Consider the following 16,971-nt stretch of genomic DNA (forward strand, 5'->3'; position numbering starts at 1 on the left):
CAGCTTAGAGAAGCCAGCAGTAGAAGTTAAGGGCTGAAGATAGATCTAGCTGTCAGTGAATGACTAGCGTGAGGGTGACTTATCCAATAGCTTTGTCAGAAGCTATTGGACTACGAGTAATTACGAAAATAGGTTTATGGATTACCTAAATAATCACGCTTGCCAATTTCCACTCCAATGGTTCGCAAAATTGAGAATGCAATGGATGAATGAAAATATACATTTGGAATGGCATGTCCCAATAAGAACTGCATACCTTTGTAATGGGTTTCTTTATCGCCCCGCTTAGTCACAATATCTTTATCTTCAGTGCCATCAATTTGCTCTGGCTTAAAGCTTTCAATAAAAGCAATGGTTTTAGCAATACGTGCTTTCAGCTCAGCAAAGCTAGTTTCAGTATCTTCATATGCGGGGATCTCTGCTCCTGCTAGACGTGCCACTACACCTTTTGCGGTATCGCTCGCAATCTGTACTTGTCTTATGAAATTGAGCATGTCGGGAAATAAGCGGTATTGCAAAAATACATTGGCATCAAGCTTTTTAGCATCTACATGAGCCTGAGCCTTATCTAATATGTTGGATAAGTTACGCATTGCATTGGCAAGACGCGGTACGCTGGCTTGGTACATAGAAATAGTCATAATGAAGGATCGATCTAATGAGTTAAATACAGCAGGTTGAACACAATAAACAGAATACTCGCCTTAAAATAGGTTTTTCATTAAATTTGAGCTAAAAGCCCATGGAACTGTTACCTTGTATTGAAATCCAAACTTCCGATAACCCTAGCGCTGCCATTATTTGGCTCCATGGCTTGGGAGCAGATGGCAGTGACTTTGCTTCTTTAGTACCTCAGTTGGATTTATCAGGCTGTCCAGCAATTCGGTTTGTCTTTCCTAGTGCGCCCAGCATGCCAGTGACAGTGAATAATGGCTATGTGATGCCTGCTTGGTACGACATCATCGGTCGTAGCGATAGTGACCCAGAAGATCGCGCCGGTATTGAACGCTCTGCAATAGCGATTAATGCCCTGATTGAGAAAGAAGTAAGTCGTGGCATTGCCTACAACAAGATTGTTTTAGCAGGCTTCTCCCAAGGGTGCGCGATGGTGCTCCATGCTGGCTTACGCTTTCCCCACCGCTTAGCCGGCATTATGGCTTTATCGGGTTATTTGCCGTTAGCGCAATCCTTAGCAGCTGAACGTAGCCCTGCCAATAGTGACACTCCCATTTTTATGGCGCATGGTGACTGGGATGCCGTGATTATTCCGGAGCGCAGTGAGCGGTCTAGAGATCTTCTTACTACGCATGGTTATGAGGTGCAGTGGAAAAGTTATGCCATGGAGCACTCAGTTCACCCCATTGAAATTAAAGATATTGGGCATTTTTTACGCAAAGTTCTAGCTGCGTAAGGTACTCACGATTACCATCCAAGATCATCATCAATATATTCTCACCCTACTGAAAAAATACCCATGCCCCAAGCCATTATTTTTGATGTTGAAGCAACCGATAAAACAAACGCCGTCATTATTGAAGCTGCTTCATTAGATGTTATTTCTGTTAATCCATTAGAGGTCGGCAATCCTTGGGTGCAGCGTTATAACCCTGGTAAGCCGATTAGCTTAGGTGCACTAGCAACGCATCACATCATGGATGAGGAGTTGGTGAGTTGTCCACCTAGTAGCGCATTTAAATTACCTGCAGATGTTCAATACATTATTGGTCACAATATTGATTTTGACTGGGAAGCGATTGGTAGCCCAGAAGTAAAACGGATTTGCACTTTGGCACTTGCGCGCAGTCTTTGGCCCGATTTAGATAGTCATACGCAAAGCGCCCTACTCTATTATTTTGAAAGAGCAGGCGCTAGAGAGCAGCTACGGAATGCACATAGTGCATTAGCAGATGTAGGTATTTGCTCGAAGATTGTTGGGCAGATTATTAATAAGCTCAATCCCACTTCTTTAGATGCCCTATGGCAAATGTCTGAGAAAGCCCGTATTCCGACGACCATGCCTTTTGGTAAGCACAAGGGCGAACTGATTAGCCAAGTACCATCAGACTATAAGCAATGGATGCTTCGCCAAGATAACGTTTCTGCTTATTTACGCAAAGCCTTAGAGGCTTAATGTCTGATTAGCCTTGACTAGGGAATAAGGAATCCGTGATTTCCTTATTCCCCTCTTGGCTTGCTGCTAAGAAAAGTACTGCCTACTACTTAACGATACTTACGACTAAATACTTCCTGCTTTGTTTGCTCTTGGCGCTTAGTATTTTTTAATACCGCCCAATAAGACAAGACCATAATGATCGCCAATGAAATGCCGTTAAAGTTGTTTAATAGTTCCATGTTTATTTCTCCTGATATTTTTAGTGGTAAGTTCAATACTGTTGCTATAAATTAAAAATCTTGTCTTAGCGCACTACCGGTAACTCATCCCACTGCGTGGTGTAGTTCGGTGATCGGTTACTCGATCTCATTTGCCAATCTTGCTTATTGCCATGCGACCCTGATGCTGCCGTTCTAATAACCGCATTACCAAAACGACTGTTAATCGAATCCATGGCTTTCATGAGACCAGCAGACTTGCCCTTGACTTCCATGTCATCAAATAGTGATTGCTGTACCGTTGGTTTATCTACCAAGCAACTAAACATCACTCCGGCTTTTCTATACTTAAAGCCTGCTTTGTAAATCTGCTTGAGGCCTTGAAGTGCTGCAGTGGTCAGCGTGAGGGTGTTATCACTAGGGTCTGCCAAGGAAATGGTGATGCCTTGATGATGCTGTGGCTCAAACTGTTTATGCGGATTTGTTTGTACAAAAATAGTGAGTGCGCCCGCCACTGATTGTTGACTACGCAGTTTTTCTGCACCTCTTGCAATATGGGTAGCAATAGATTCTGCTAACTGCTCCATGCTGATGACGGGCTTACCAAAACTACGTGATGACACAATTTGCTGCTTAGCGGGTACCACCTCTTCTAATCGCAAACAAGAAACCCCACGCAACTCATAACAAATGCGCTCGATGACTACGCCGAACTGTTGACGCATTGCTTGTGGCGATGCCTGCAACAGATCAAATACAGTATGAATTTTTAGTGCCTTCAGTTTTTTAGTGAGCTGTCCGCCAATCCCCCATACCTCACCTACCGCGGTTTCAGTCATCCAGCGGTACAGTGCTTCCTTAGGCATCGAGTCGATATCGCATACCCCAGAAAATTGTAGATGTTTTTTAGCCAAGTGATTGGCTAACTTTGCCAAGGTCTTACTCGCAGCAATACCAACACATACAGGCAGACCTGTGGTGTCTTTGACTTGCTGCTTCATTTTTTGACCCAGACTACTGGGATTTTCATATTGCTTGAGGATTGACTCAATAGATAGAAAGCTCTCATCAATACTGTAAGTCTCTAAATGCGGGGTAAAGGTTTTTAATACCTCTACTACCCTATTGCTCATATCGCCATACAAGGTGTAATTAGATGAATACGCTTGTATGCCATGCTTCTTGGCCAAGTCTTGCATCTGAAACCAAGGTGCACCCATCTTGACACCGAGTAACTTTACTTCGGCACTACGCGCCACAGCACAACCATCGTTATTGGATAGCACCACCATGGGGACACCCTCTAATTTCGGTGCAAATACCCGCTCGCACGAAACATAGAAGTTATTCACATCAACGAGGGCAAAGAGCGGGGTTGGCGCACTACTTCCCTTAGTGGGCATAGTGATGCTCATACTGTTTTGCCATTTCTGCTACTAGCGTGACTGTATTTACGCACTACTCCCACCACCACACCCCAAATCTGGAGCTCGCTATTCTCATGAAAGGTGATGGGCTCGTATTGAGGGTTCTCAGGCTGGAGCTCAATGCGACCGCGTAATTGATATAAGCGCTTAATGGTGTATTCACTATCGACTACAGCAACCACAATGTCTTTGTGCTTTGGCTTGAGCGCTTTATCTACCACTACCTTGTCACCGTCACAGATACCTGCGCCCATCATGGAATCACCTTGAACAGTGAACATAAAAGTGGCAGGCTTGTTTTGGACGAGGTAGTTGTTGAGATCGAGGCCTTGCTCTACATAATCGGCTGCTGGACTCGGAAATCCTGCTGAAATACGGTGACTCAGCAGGGTGAACTCAAAAGGAGAATGCGCTGCTAAGGCTTGTGGGGCCTGACTAAGCGTTACTTTTAAGGGGCTGATCTGAGTTGTCATAGTTGTTAATATACTGTATGTTTATACAGTATATGTAAAAACCTCAAAAATAACCCCATTTTTGTTGTTTTGGCATCTACAGCCCTTTTTTCTACACATAAACCCCAAGTTCTTTGGCTAGCAAGCCCCCGCATAATGGAATGAGAAACCTTGTGACAAATGGGCTCAGATCCATTCATCAAAAACAGTAGCAGGAGACCCATGAAGACTTACCAAATCGCCTCCATTCCCGGTGATGGCATCGGCAAAGAAGTGATTCCCGAATGTGAAAAAGTATTAAATGCTTTAAGCAAGAAACATCCTGAAGTGGCTTTTGCATTCGAGCACTTCGACTGGGGTGGTGACTACTACCGTAAGCACGGTGTCATGATGCCGGCAGATGGTCTAGAGCCCCTGCGCTCTAAAGATGCTATTTTATTTGGCTCAGCAGGTGATCCGGATATTCCAGATCACATTACGCTGTGGGGTCTGCGCCTTAAAATCTGCCAAGGATTTGATCAATATGCGAACGTCCGACCTACCCGCATCCTGCCTGGTATTGAAACCCCCTTACGTCATTGCAAGCCAAGCCAGCTTGACTGGGTGATCGTGCGCGAGAACTCCGAAGGTGAATACTCTGGTGTAGGCGGCAGAGCACACCAAGGACATCCTATAGAGGTGGCATCTGACATGAGCATCATGACGCGCGTTGGTGTAGAGCGCGTGCAGCGCTTTGCTTTTGAGCTAGCACAGTCTCGTCCTCGTAAGCATTTAACGGTAATTACTAAATCTAATGCTCAACGTCATGGCATGGTGATGTGGGATGAGATCGCCAACATCGTTGCCGAAGACTTTCCGGATGTCACTTGGGATAAAGAGCTCGTCGATGCGGCCACTGCACGCATGGTCAATCGCCCTGAGTCCCTAGATACGATCGTTGCTACCAACTTACATGCGGATGTACTCAGTGACTTGGCTGCCGCCCTAGCGGGTAGCCTGGGCATTGCCCCAACCGCCAACCTCGATCCAGAGCGGCGCTACCCTTCGATGTTTGAACCGATTCATGGTTCGGCTTTTGACATCATGGGTAAAGGACTTGCCAATCCGATTGGAACTTTTTGGTCCGCTGTCATGATGCTAGATTTCTTAGGTGAAAAAGCCTTGGGAGCCGAGCTCATGAAAGCTATTGAAACAGTGACTGCCAATCCTCAATTGCATACCCGTGATTTAGGAGGCGTAGCCATGATGAGTGACGTTACTAACGCAGTAATTAAGGAGATCTCCAAATGAAGCTGTATTCATTAATTAAAATTTCGCTACTTGCACTACCACTTTCCTTCGGCTTAGCGTCAGTCGTGAGTGCTCAGCCATTTCCAGATAAAACCATTCAATACATCATCCCTTTCCCGCCTGCTGGTGAGTCTGATTTAGTAGCACGCTATCAGGCAGATATCTCTGCCAAGAAATTTAAGCAACCGATGGTCGTGATGAACCGTGCTGGTGCTGGTGGCGCACTAGTATGGAGTGCTCTCAATACCTACCCTGCTGATGGCACTACGGTAGTAGGCGTCAATATTCCCCACACTATTCTGCAGCCTCTACAAGAAGGCATTCAGTACAAGACTGATGATATTAATGCGATCTACTACTATCACTTCACTCCAGATGCACTGATGGTCTCCGCAGATAGTCCCTATAAGACCTATCAAGAATTTATTGCTGCCGCCAAAAAAGAACCTGGCAAGATTAATCTTGCTGGATCAGCACAATATTCAGCAAACCATATGGCAGTAGAGCGTTTAAATAAATTAGCTGGCGTCAAGATTAATTACGTACCCTTTAAAGGTACTGGTGATTTGATTACTGCCTTAATTGGTATGCATGTAGATGGTGCTATGGGTTACTTGCCACTCGCTATTCAGCAAAAAAGCAAGGTTCGCACCTTAGCCATCGCCACTGAAAAAAGAAACCCTTCACTGCCCGATGTGCCGACCTTTAAAGAGTTAGGCCTCAATTGGGTCGATGGCGCCTATCGCGGCGTTGCAGTCCCAAAGGCGACCCCTTTAATATTGCAGCAGAAATTATCAGACTACTTTGCACAACTCAATGCTGATCCAGAGACGAAGAAAAAACTAGAAGACTCTGGATTTGTCATCGTTGATGTCCCTCTAGCAAAAATGCCCGCTTTCATGAAAGAGAAGATTCCGCAAGCGATGGAAGATGCTAAAAATGCAGGGATGATTAAGTAAGAGCGTACGTGCCTAATAAAAAATAAGCCCTCAGTTCATTCATCAGTCTGAGGGCTTATTTCTTTAGCGGGTTTAAGAAAGATTTAAAAAGTTGATGCATGTATTTAATTAAACTTAAACATCACTCATGAAATCACCACCACTGTCATCCCATGAGCTTGCGCTATTGTCATCCCAGGAACTGCCATCACGCACACCAAAATTAGGGTCTAAAGATGCGGGGCCACCAACTTGATTCATGTGGGAATTACCAGCTTGGCTATCCACTTGATTCCCCGCAGAATTACCGTTCGCGTTATTGTTATTGCCAAACAAACTACCAGCCAGTGCTTGGCCTGCATACATACCAGCACCTAATGCAGCGCCCGTAGCAAGACTTCCCATTAAGCCGCTACCCATTCCAGCAGTTGGGGCTACTGGAGCTGCTGTAGCCATTGGGGCTGCCGAAGTGCCAGGACCGCTAAAGCCGTTAGGATTATTAGAACTATTAGGCTGGCCAGTAGGTCCACCCTGATTTCCAGAGGTACCAGGATGGGGAGTGCTTGAGGCCGAATACATTTGAGTAGCTTCACGTTTACGTTGCTTCATTACTATGATGACGCCGACTACTAAAATGGCAATCAAACCCCAGAAAATAGGATTGCTAACAATAGAGTCCGGGCTAAGGTTAGGGCTGGCACTCGAAGCTACCGCTGTGCTTGCTAATTGCGTTTGGAGTTTTTGGACCGACTCTGCTTGCGCAAAGGGTAAGCCTGGAGCCAAGTTTTGCGCTTTAATAAAATAATTACGCGCTACTTCTACCTGACCTTGTTTTAGATATAACTCAGCAGCTACATAGTTTGCCTTAGCGCTATTAGGATGGTTTACTAAAACTTCTTTCATCATGCTGTCGGCTTTAGCCAATTGTCCAGACTGTACTGCTTTGTAGACCTCGGACAAACTAGGTTCGGCCATAGTCATTTGACTGGTCAACAAAAACGCAGTTGCGAAAATGCTAGCCAATATATTCAGTAACTTAGGTGCTTTCATCATGACTCCTTGAGTAAGGTATTTAACAAACTGATTATCTCCAGTTTGGGAGTTTTGCTATGCCTTAGTTATATAAGGGCTTTTGAGGCAATTTCAAGTGGAAGTGAGAAATAAACCAAAGCTAGTAACCTTAATTTTTGTAGTTATATTAATTCATTGATGATATGATTTAACGTAACTACAATATTCTGGATGAAATTAACCTATCATTCAACAAAAGATGAATCTAACTTTAAAAAACATGGTGTGTCACTTGCAAAAGCGGAGTTCCTCGATTGGGATGATGCCCTCAGTTGGGCTGACAACAGAAATGATTACAGCGAAGAGCGTCGCATTGCTCTCGTAACTCTGAAACAACGTTTGTATTGTGTGGTTTATATCGACTTGAAGACTGTTAGAAGAATTATTAGCCTAAGAAAAGCAAATAGCCGTGAAATAAACAAATATGAAAAAGAAACTAATTAAGTTAAGCGCTAAGGAAGATGCTGCCATTACAAAAGCTGCGATGGCCGATCCAGATGCTCGGCCATTAACAGATGCGGAATGGGAGAGGGCTGGACCCACCCTCATCCGTGGAAGAGGCAGACCACTAGGGAGCGGATCCAAAGAGCAAATTACTTTGAGAATTGATAAAGACACCTTAGATTTTTACAAATCTAAGGGAGAGGGTTGGCAAACCTTTATTAACTTAGTGCTAGGCGAAGTGAGAAGAGAGTCTAAATCTATTGCCATGGTTGAAAAGAAAATGAATCAAGGGGTATTAATTAAAAGCAAACTTAAAATTGCTGCTTGAAATAGTCGCTTAGTTGATTTCCTTAATAGAGCCTGTAGCAGAAATTAAATAGGCTTTACTAGGCTTATCAGCCCTGATGCGCCCCAACTCTGTTTGGTAGCCCTGTAACTGTTTGCGGTATTTTTCATACTGTTCACTACCCTGTGCTGGAATGGTCAGCTTGTAATCCAGAATCGCTAAGTGATCTTCAAACTCGACTAGTCGATCCATGCGATAACTCTTACCTTCCTCTGTCGCAATATCGATCTCATTCCATGCCTGTAGCCATGGCCCAGAAATGAGATAAGGTTGCAAGGCTGGCGCTTCTAATACTGTCTTGGTCCTCTCGAGTACTTTGATGGCGCGCTCTTGATCTACATCGAGCCAGTTCATGACCTCTTGCTCACTGGGTAATGATGGTGCCAATACATTGTCAGAGCTTACGGTAAGGAATTCCAGCAGCTTATGGAAATGCACACCCTCTTCTAAAATTTCTGGATCGGGCTGCACTTGGGTCTGATCTAAAGCTTTTGCGATTTGTTCGCGTGCTAATTCACCATCCTCAATCTGAGCCAGATTATCTTGATGACTCTGCACGGCAAGATCCCATTCAATCTGAAAGTGGTCCATCTTAAATGGCATGCTGCCAAGTTCAGCTTTGATATCCTGTGGCTTGCTAGTGGTATCTTGCAAATTAAGTGCATCTAGATCTAAGGTACTCATACCAGCAGCCAATGCCCGACCGTACCAAGAACGTTCCTGAATACCTGTCTTCGTCCTACCCTGCACCCCGCTGAACCATAGACCCTGCTTTGCCCTGGTCATGGCTACATAAAGTAAATTCCAATTTTCATTTTGGCTTACTTCATTCTCTTTGTTATGAATAAGGCTACGTTCACCCGTCAATGATTTGGAGGTATACAGAGATAAATGACTGGGGCTAATCTGATCCGGGGACCAATCTAAGAGGACGCCGCGGTGTGGTGCCTTCCACTCTGTATGGTTAGTATCGAGCATGATGACAAAGGGTGCCTCCAGTCCTTTAGCGCCATGAATCGTCATCAAACGTACACGCTTATGCTGATCTTCTTCAGACAACTCACTATCTACATCGACCTCGCCAATATCATCATTGGCATCAGCCTCAGACTCTGCTTCCACATCACCCTCATCGGGGGTTTCATCGATATCACCACGCCGCATAGCATTCATATCATCAATGAATCGACTTAAACTGGGATAGCGACCACCATCTTGATTTAAAGCCAGCTCTAAGAACGCATCCAAATTAGCCAACACTTGTGCTCGCGCTAAATTTTGAGCAACAACTGCATACTTAATCCGTAGATTACTTTCCGCATAAATCAAATCTAATAAGTCATGTACAGGCAAGGCTTCACCTAGTTGGCGCCAATGGGCTAAATAACGGGCTGCCTTTTGTGTTTCTGGATGCGAACTGGCCTGCAATGCATCCCACCAAAAAGAATCATCAAAATGGGGATCGCCCACATTGATACTGAGCATCTGCATTTGCACTTCAGTAAAACTAAAGATAGGGCTTCTGAGTACTTGCGCCAACGGCAAGTCATGCCTTGGGGACACCAATACCGTGAGCAATGCAATTAAATCATCGATCTCTAAGGTATTTAAGAGCCCCCCTAAACGTGAACTGTCATAAGCGAGGCCTGCTTCCCGTAGCGCTCTCTCAAACTGCGGAAGATACTGACGGCGCTTTACCAATAGGATGAAATCACTGGCGTAGGCTGGTCGCCAATACTCTTTACCGTCTTTTTTATCCACGACTTGACGCGTCGCCAGAATGTGATGAATCAAACGACTCACCTGCTTACCTTCCTCGTAGCGCTGTGCAATACCTATTGTTTGACTAGCATCTTCAATGGCATTATCAAAAGCCGTCCCCAAGCGCTCTAGCTGTTCTTTTTCTACCCGATCTATTAAGGGCAATAATTGAGCCTCACCTGTAGTCGTATCATCCGACTGCATCAAGGCATCTGACTTAAGTACTTTCGGCGCTTCCCAAGCCGTAGTCTGTGGAGAGTAGGGATAGCTAGGCGGCAATGTACCAGCTAAAAAGATATCGTTCACGGCATCATTAATCGCCGGTGCATTTCTGCGGGTTTTATTTTGAGATAGAGACTCTGCCTTTAATTTATTCACCAAAAAATCTCTAGCACTATCAAATAAGCGAGGGTCAGCACGGCGGAAACGATAAATCGATTGTTTTGGATCTCCCACAATGAAGACGCTGGGCATTGAGCCATCCCCTCCATAACCGTCCAACCAAGAGCGCAAAATCTGCCACTGCAGAGGATTCGTATCCTGAAACTCATCAATCAGAATATGCTTATATTTAGCATCCAAACGTGACTGCAGATAAGCAGCATTAGCTGGATCAGCCATGAGTTGACTCACACCAATTTCTAAATCGTCAAAGTCACGCACACGCATGGATTCTTTGGCCTTGGCCATGTGTAGGAGCATGGCCTCACTCATCGCAAACCAAGCATCATTGAGTTGATGTATGAGTGCTTCACTTTGCCATGCAAACAAGGCTTCAAATGCCTCAACCCATTGATTTCGGATTGCGGTGATCTCTGCAGGATTGCCGCCAGACTGGGCAAGGTATTTCAGCATCGGTGCGGAAGTAGCGGCAATATCAGCCAATGGTGTCAATTTTTGCGTTAAGAAAATGGATTGCCATTCATTTACTATCTCCATCACCGATTTTCCAGTGCGGTGAAGTTCAATCGCTTTCTCAATGATGGGTACTCGACCTATTTGGGTGGGCGTACCATGACTAAAGCATTGATATAGAAAATCTAAATTGTCTTTAGTTTGCACTTCGCCCCAAAAAGCTTCTAGCGGGTTAGGTTTACCCAAACAAGATAGGCATCTATCTAAATGCTGGATGGGGCTTATTCCTTGTGCTGCGCAAGCACCCTGAAAAAATGACCATGCACCACGTTGTTTAAACAGACTGTAATTACCCATCAAGAATTTTTGGGTTTCGCTCGCTCCAAATTCGGCTAATAAAATATCGTAGTATTTTTTAAGATCTACAGGTAAATTCCCCCACCAATCTTCCATGCATTCTTCTTGCAAGCGCTTAGCATCTTCTCGTAAGCTAAAGCCGGGCTGCACATCTGCAGAAACCGGTGCCGCACCCAGCAAACGACCAAACCAACCATGGAAGGTATCAATCACAATCGCTTGTGGACTTGCTAGTACTTTAAGATAGAGCGCTCTTGCTTCAGGCAGCAGCGTAATCGCCTCGCTTTCCGAAAGCCCTCTTTTAACTAATTCCTTAGTCAAGCTCACATCATCGCTACTAGAAAATTCCTCTAGCAACCCATAGAGTCGATCACGCATCTCTTGCGCTGCTTTGCGGGTAAAGGTGAGTGCAAGGATTTCTTGGGGCTTTGTGCCAGCAAGCAGCAGCCTAATCATCCGAGCCACTAATAGCCAGGTTTTGCCGCTACCAGCACATGCAGACACAATCACAGACTTATCTGGATTGCAGGCAATGGCGTAATCGAACTCTTTGCTCACCACATACCCTTTCTACAGATGCCTCTGGCTTCGCAGTACAAGCAGACGCTATCGGGAGCAAATGCCTTCATCGGCTTACGAGCCCATAAACTATTTAAGTCTTTGACGATCTGCTCTGAAAATTGCACCATGACTTCTGGCATCTCTTGAACAGGCTGCGTTCTGATCATTTTCTCTGTGCCTTTATCGAGCTCCGCTTTTAAGCTAACCCACTCAGCCTGTTGGATGGTTCGTCCAGGCAGATGGGCTGCAATAGCATTCTCATTGACACTCCGGGCATAGATTAATAATTGCGGATCATCCAAGATATTTTTGGCACGATCTGTAATCTTTTTCATCTTTTGATTTTTATAATCAATCACCGCAGCAACAGTCTGATCCGTTTGATGAATATCAAAACGATCAGCGCGCCCACCAATCTGAATATCCCTTTGAATACCCTCCGGATCCATCAAAGTTAATGTGAAGCTAATTGGTAACTCAGCATCGTGATAGCGCCAGCCCTCAGATTCACGCTTTAACTGCCAATCTACAAAACTCGGGATTTGTTTTTGCCAATCGCGTAGAGTACCGAGGACTCTGGCATCCCCAGCAATTAAGCGCTCAAATTCTTTTTCAGAATATCGGATTAACTGATCGATCATCCATTGGCGACGTACTTCATGCCCATCATGAAGAGATGAATGGGTCTTTTCTTCTTCGGTCTTAAGTGCCTGAAAAAAGGTTTTTAGCAAAGCATGTAGAGTTTGGCCCACTAAAGATGCATCAAAGCCTTCCTCAAATTCTTTAGCCTTACGTAACCCTAAAAGACTACTGACGTAATACCGATAGGGACAATCACGCAAAGCTTTATAAGCACTCGGTGAAACAGTCATGGGGATAGCCAACTCTTTATGGGGGTTACCAACTGCCATCTGAATGGGCTGCGATTGACCGTCATATATTTGCGGCTTAAGCTCAATGGCCCGCCATTGTTTGAGCTCTATTTGTAAGCGCTGAATCCAAGCTGAAGGCCTGAGTGGTTCACCACTTTTACTTTTGCTCTGCCAGAGTAAATCCACGTGCTTACAAGAGACTAATAGCTGAGACAAATCTCTGGCCTGCTGAATATATTGAGCATTCATCGTGGAAGATTTGAGATAGCGGTTGAGCGTATCCGAGAAAAATAAGGGTGGCTCAGAAAAAGCAGGTAATTGCTGCTCATCGCAACCCACCACCACTACCGCGTCAAATTGACGTAAGCGTGTTGAACTTAGCGGCAAAATACTCAAAGTTGCCTGCGCCTGCTTACCAGTCTCTGAATAGCTCGCTTCTTCAATCACCGTTTTTAAAAGACTGAGCCACTCGGGCAAACGCATCTTCACATGTTGATAGGCTCCCGCGCTCAGATCAAAACTCTGAATAATTTCTAACAATTGCTTGCCGGCAGCGTCTTTCTCAAGGCGCATCAACATACCTGTTTCCTGTAGATCAGATTGCAGGCGCGCATATGCGCTTGAGCAATCTAATGCGAGGTTTTGCCAAGCCAGATGGCGGCTTTGAACAAAATGAATGAGCTCGAGCAGATGGGCGTTGGGTGATCCACCATGACTTGATGCATAGAGATTAGCCCGATCTATAGCTGCCCTAAAAGTTTCCCATCCAGACTGTGCCTGACTCGCAATCAAAATATCTTCTAATTGAGCAATCAGGCCTTCACATATTTCTGGTGATGTATTCAGACTATATGCAAGATCAAAATAGGGGTTTTGCAAAAAGGCAAATAGAGTGTTTGCAGTAGGTCCTTCTCTTGGTGCTCGAATCAGTTCTAACCACGAATCCAGAGCAGCTGCTGCTCGAGTAGTAGATAGCTTCCACCCTGTTTCATCCAGGATACGTAGCGAATCTCCCAAACGACTGAGTAGTGCACGCGCCCTTCTGGCTGCTAAACGATCTTGTGCCACTAAGGCAATATTGGTCTTGCCTGCAATCAAATGTTTTTCAATTGATTTTGTTGCGGCCCAGGCTAGCTCTTCAAAACGTCTTGCTGCAAGCAGATTCCAAATACCGTTACTGGTTTCTTGAATATTATTTTTTATTTGCACTACATCTTGGGTGTCTGCACTCATGATTTGACCATCACCATCTTGGCCACAGAGCGCCTCAGGCCATAATGCAACGGATTGCCAATCTAGATCAACGCGTACGACTGGCGCTACCTGCGCGTAGTTAGCGAAGTATTGGTCAATCAACTCTTGATCGATTGGCTTTGGATCTGCTGTTTGCACCCAGATAAATGGTCTTGCTATCTTGCGCACAGCACCACTTTGAGCTGACTGCAAATGGGCTGCCATGGCTAAGTGCTTACGAATTACGGGATCACCTGCATGCGTCAGGTGACGCCAAAATGCCAGTAAAACGGCAGACTCTTCATCCACAATATTGCGTGATAGACCCACATACGCTTTTGCTACCGCTTGATCTAACACACGCTCTACTTGCTTTAACGACAAAGAGCTATCTAATTTTTGGTCTTTTAATAAGGCATTTAGCTCATCCTGCAATTGCGGGACAACCGCTTCCGATAAAGCATCACATGCATCAATCACGGCTTGCGCTAATCCCCATGCACCCGCTTCACTCTCGGCTTTAAACCAGGCTTGTAGCACTTTATGCTTGCGCAGATTTACGAAAACGGATAACCAACGTTCTAGGTCTGTTTGTTTTTTGGGGAACTTCCAAGCACCTGGTGCCGCCTCTAGCCAATCTTGAAAGCTCATCACTTGGGGTAAGAAAGCAATCTGGGGATCTAGGTCTTTGGGTCGATATTGCTCTAAGGCGGCTCTCACCCCGATTAATGGCCCTGCAGTGCTAAGCACCACCAAGGGGCGCTGCTGGGTTTGAACCGCACAATTCCAAATACCCTGGGCAAGCGCCTGCAGAGCACCTGCATTAGGCGCAATCCTCCAGGCATGTGGCTGCTTTTGCTGGGAAATGGTCGGAAATGGCATGGACATTAAAAGCGGGTCTTGGCGAGTATTTTCATTACGTTTTTAAAATTTAGGCAGAACTGATGGCTTATTGCTAATATAAGCCCTGTAGCGTAATAGCTAGATAAGACTAAATAAGACCAAAAAGGAATTTCCATGAGCGCCGGTATTAAATATGTAACTGATGCCTCTTTTGAGCAAGACGTTCTCAAATCCGATAAACCTGTGTTGCTGGACTTCTGGGCTGAGTGGTGCGGTCCCTGCAAGATGATCGGCCCTATTCTGGAAGAGCTCGCTGGCGAGTATGGCGATAAGATCCAAATCGCCAAGATGAATGTCGATGAGAACCAAGGTGTTCCTGCCCAATTTAATATTCGGGGCATTCCAACACTCATCCTATTTAAGAACGGCACTGTTGCTGCTCAAAAAGTAGGTGCTTTGGCCAAATCCCAGTTGACTGCATTTATTGATAGTCATCTGTAAATCGTCCTTGATCACAGGCTCACTGGGTGGGCCTGTGGTTTTAAAAGCGCTTTAGACCTGTTTTAGCGCCTTTTGATCCTTGCGAGACCCGATTTTTAGTGTAATATCTACTTCATCAGTATTTCACCGCACATACCAGTGCCCCGACTTTTCGTTTTCTTACTCCCCCTTCTCTTTAGTAAACTCCCCAAAATTCTGTTTTTTATAGCTGTCTGATATCGATCTAGACAGCAATACCTCAAAACACATTCTTACTTCCCTCTTTATCTACACCCGAGAACCACATGCAATTATCTGAACTCAAAGTCCTCCACGTATCCGCTCTACTTGAAATGGCTTCCAGCCTAGAGATTGAAAATACGCAACGGATGCGCAAACAAGAACTCATGTTCGCCATTCTCAAAAAGCGCGCTAAAGAAGGTGAGTCTGTATTTGGTGATGGCACTTTGGAGGTGTTGCCAGATGGCTTTGGTTTCTTACGCTCTCCAGATGCCTCCTATATGGCTTCTCCGGATGACATCTATATCTCCCCTGCCCAGATTCGTCGCTTTAACCTGCATACCGGTGACAGTGTTGAGGGAGAGGTTCGCACCCCTAAGGATGGTGAGCGTTACTTTGCTTTGGTCAAGGTCGACAAGATCAATGGCTTGCCACCTGAGGCGCTAAAGAACCGCATCATGTTCGAAAACCTCACACCACTCCACCCTAATCGCACGATTCATTTAGAACGTGAAATTAAAGCTGAAGAAAATTTAACCGGTCGCATTATCGACATGATCTCCCCGATTGGCTTTGGTCAACGTGGTCTGATTGTGTCTTCACCAAAGTCCGGTAAGACGGTGATGATGCAGCATATTGCCCATGCGATTTCTACTAACTTTCCAGATGCCATTTTGATTGTTCTCTTAGTCGATGAGCGCCCTGAGGAAGTGACTGAGATGCAGCGCTCTGTGCGCGGTGAGGTGGTCGCCTCGACATTTGATGAGCCTGCGGTGCGCCATGTTCAAGTTGCTGAAATGGTGATTGAAAAAGCCAAACGCCTTGTCGAAATGAAAAAAGATGTCATCATCTTGCTAGACTCTATTACCCGTTTAGCGCGCGCCTACAACACTGTCATTCCTTCATCTGGAAAAGTATTGTCTGGTGGTGTCGATGCCAATGCGCTACAACGTCCAAAACGCTTTTTCGGTGCAGCTCGTAATATTGAAGAAGGTGGCTCTCTCACCATCATCGCTACTGCCTTGATTGAAACAGGTAGTCGGATGGATGATCTGATTTATGAGGAGTTCAAGGGTACCGGCAATATGGAAGTCCACCTCGAGCGTCGTTTAGCCGAGCGTCGTGTCTATCCGTCAATTAACCTCAATAAGTCTGGCACCCGCCGAGAAGAGTTGCTGGTCAAGGCGGAAAATCTCCAGAAAATCTGGGTTTTACGTAAATTACTGGCTGATATGGACGATATCGAGGCAATGAATTTCATTGTGGATAAGCTCAAATCAACCAAAAATAACAGTGAATTCTTTGATTTAATGCGTAAAGGTGGCTAATTTGAGCTAGGAAAGCCAGGAACACTGCGCTTTCCCATTGATTTCATGGCATAATTTCGCTTTTATTGCTGTGGCAACTGCTTTCATTTATCGCAAGAGCAACAGCATTTAACTGGGTAAGTATTGAGGTCTCTCGACCTGA

15 protein-coding genes are annotated in these 16,971 nt (G+C 45.2%); 8 read left to right on the top strand and 7 right to left on the bottom strand.

Going from position 1 to position 16,971, the window contains the following annotated elements; translation table 11 throughout:
- Positions 1 to 134 precede the first annotated feature (134 nt).
- The gene (locus DCO16_RS06895; protein ID WP_173942966.1) at positions 135 to 641 is read right to left on the bottom strand and encodes a DUF1993 domain-containing protein; all 507 of its coding nucleotides are present in this window, start codon (positions 639 to 641) and stop codon (positions 135 to 137) included.
- Between the two features lie 101 nt (positions 642 to 742).
- Here DCO16_RS06895 and DCO16_RS06900 point away from each other — a divergent pair, with 101 nt between their 5' ends.
- The gene (locus tag DCO16_RS06900) at positions 743 to 1,411 is read left to right on the top strand and encodes an alpha/beta hydrolase (protein WP_173942967.1); all 669 of its coding nucleotides are present in this window, start codon (positions 743 to 745) and stop codon (positions 1,409 to 1,411) included.
- A gap of 63 nt (positions 1,412 to 1,474) precedes the next feature.
- Positions 1,475 to 2,131, top strand: coding sequence for a putative quorum-sensing-regulated virulence factor (locus tag DCO16_RS06905; protein WP_173942968.1), 657 nt, complete (start codon positions 1,475 to 1,477; stop codon positions 2,129 to 2,131).
- An 89-nt stretch (positions 2,132 to 2,220) separates the two neighbouring features.
- On the opposite strand, the gene DCO16_RS11335 is transcribed toward DCO16_RS06905, so the two are convergent.
- From DCO16_RS11335 to DCO16_RS06915, 3 genes are all read right to left on the bottom strand, one after another.
- On the bottom strand, positions 2,221 to 2,352 hold the full coding sequence (locus tag DCO16_RS11335; RefSeq protein ID WP_302480359.1) for a hypothetical protein: 132 nt from the start codon (positions 2,350 to 2,352) through the stop codon (positions 2,221 to 2,223).
- A 65-nt stretch (positions 2,353 to 2,417) separates the two neighbouring features.
- Entirely contained in the window at positions 2,418 to 3,746 is a 1,329-nt protein-coding gene (locus DCO16_RS06910) for a Y-family DNA polymerase (protein ID WP_217426639.1), read from the bottom strand.
- Positions 3,743 to 4,231 (bottom strand): LexA family protein, encoded by a 489-nt coding sequence (locus DCO16_RS06915; protein ID WP_173942969.1) that lies wholly within the window; start codon positions 4,229 to 4,231, stop codon positions 3,743 to 3,745. The genes DCO16_RS06910 and DCO16_RS06915 overlap by 4 nt, the downstream gene beginning before the upstream one ends.
- A gap of 201 nt (positions 4,232 to 4,432) precedes the next feature.
- On the opposite strand from DCO16_RS06915, the gene DCO16_RS06920 reads away from it, so the two are divergent.
- Together DCO16_RS06920 and DCO16_RS06925 are read left to right on the top strand one after the other, a co-directional pair.
- Complete coding sequence (locus DCO16_RS06920; protein WP_173942970.1) at positions 4,433 to 5,500, top strand: tartrate dehydrogenase; 1,068 nt, start codon at positions 4,433 to 4,435, stop codon at positions 5,498 to 5,500.
- Positions 5,497 to 6,459: a Bug family tripartite tricarboxylate transporter substrate binding protein gene (locus DCO16_RS06925; RefSeq protein WP_173942971.1), complete on the top strand. Its 963-nt coding sequence runs from the start codon at positions 5,497 to 5,499 to the stop codon at positions 6,457 to 6,459. Before DCO16_RS06920 ends, DCO16_RS06925 begins: the two co-directional genes overlap by 4 nt.
- A 114-nt stretch (positions 6,460 to 6,573) precedes the next feature.
- Here the strand turns inward: DCO16_RS06925 and DCO16_RS06930 are convergent, their stop codons facing one another.
- Positions 6,574 to 7,491, bottom strand: coding sequence for a tetratricopeptide repeat protein (locus DCO16_RS06930; RefSeq protein WP_254598009.1), 918 nt, complete (start codon positions 7,489 to 7,491; stop codon positions 6,574 to 6,576).
- 189 nt (positions 7,492 to 7,680) lie between these two features.
- On the opposite strand from DCO16_RS06930, the gene DCO16_RS06935 reads away from it, so the two are divergent.
- Complete coding sequence (locus DCO16_RS06935) at positions 7,681 to 7,953, top strand: BrnT family toxin (RefSeq protein ID WP_173942972.1); 273 nt, start codon at positions 7,681 to 7,683, stop codon at positions 7,951 to 7,953.
- On the top strand, positions 7,934 to 8,281 hold the full coding sequence (locus DCO16_RS06940; protein WP_173942973.1) for a BrnA antitoxin family protein: 348 nt from the start codon (positions 7,934 to 7,936) through the stop codon (positions 8,279 to 8,281). The genes DCO16_RS06935 and DCO16_RS06940 overlap by 20 nt, the downstream gene beginning before the upstream one ends.
- Positions 8,282 to 8,290: 9 nt before the next feature.
- Here DCO16_RS06940 and DCO16_RS06945 read toward each other — a convergent pair whose 3' ends face one another.
- Positions 8,291 to 11,830 carry a UvrD-helicase domain-containing protein gene (locus DCO16_RS06945; protein WP_254598010.1) on the bottom strand — a complete coding sequence of 1,180 codons (3,540 nt, stop codon included), beginning with the start codon at positions 11,828 to 11,830 and terminating at the stop codon, positions 8,291 to 8,293.
- Complete coding sequence (locus DCO16_RS06950) at positions 11,827 to 14,826, bottom strand: PD-(D/E)XK nuclease family protein (protein ID WP_173942975.1); 3,000 nt, start codon at positions 14,824 to 14,826, stop codon at positions 11,827 to 11,829. The genes DCO16_RS06945 and DCO16_RS06950 overlap by 4 nt, the downstream gene beginning before the upstream one ends.
- Positions 14,827 to 14,955: 129 nt before the next feature.
- Here DCO16_RS06950 and trxA point away from each other — a divergent pair, with 129 nt between their 5' ends.
- Together trxA and rho are read left to right on the top strand one after the other, a co-directional pair.
- The gene (gene trxA / locus DCO16_RS06955; RefSeq protein ID WP_062309025.1) at positions 14,956 to 15,282 is read left to right on the top strand and encodes a thioredoxin TrxA; all 327 of its coding nucleotides are present in this window, start codon (positions 14,956 to 14,958) and stop codon (positions 15,280 to 15,282) included.
- 284 nt (positions 15,283 to 15,566) lie between these two features.
- Entirely contained in the window at positions 15,567 to 16,829 is a 1,263-nt protein-coding gene (gene rho / locus DCO16_RS06960) for a transcription termination factor Rho (RefSeq protein ID WP_173942976.1), read from the top strand.
- Positions 16,830 to 16,971: the final 142 nt, after the last annotated feature.

Source organism: Polynucleobacter antarcticus (assembly GCF_013307245.1).
GTDB classification, from domain to species: Bacteria; Pseudomonadota; Gammaproteobacteria; order Burkholderiales; family Burkholderiaceae; genus Polynucleobacter; species Polynucleobacter antarcticus.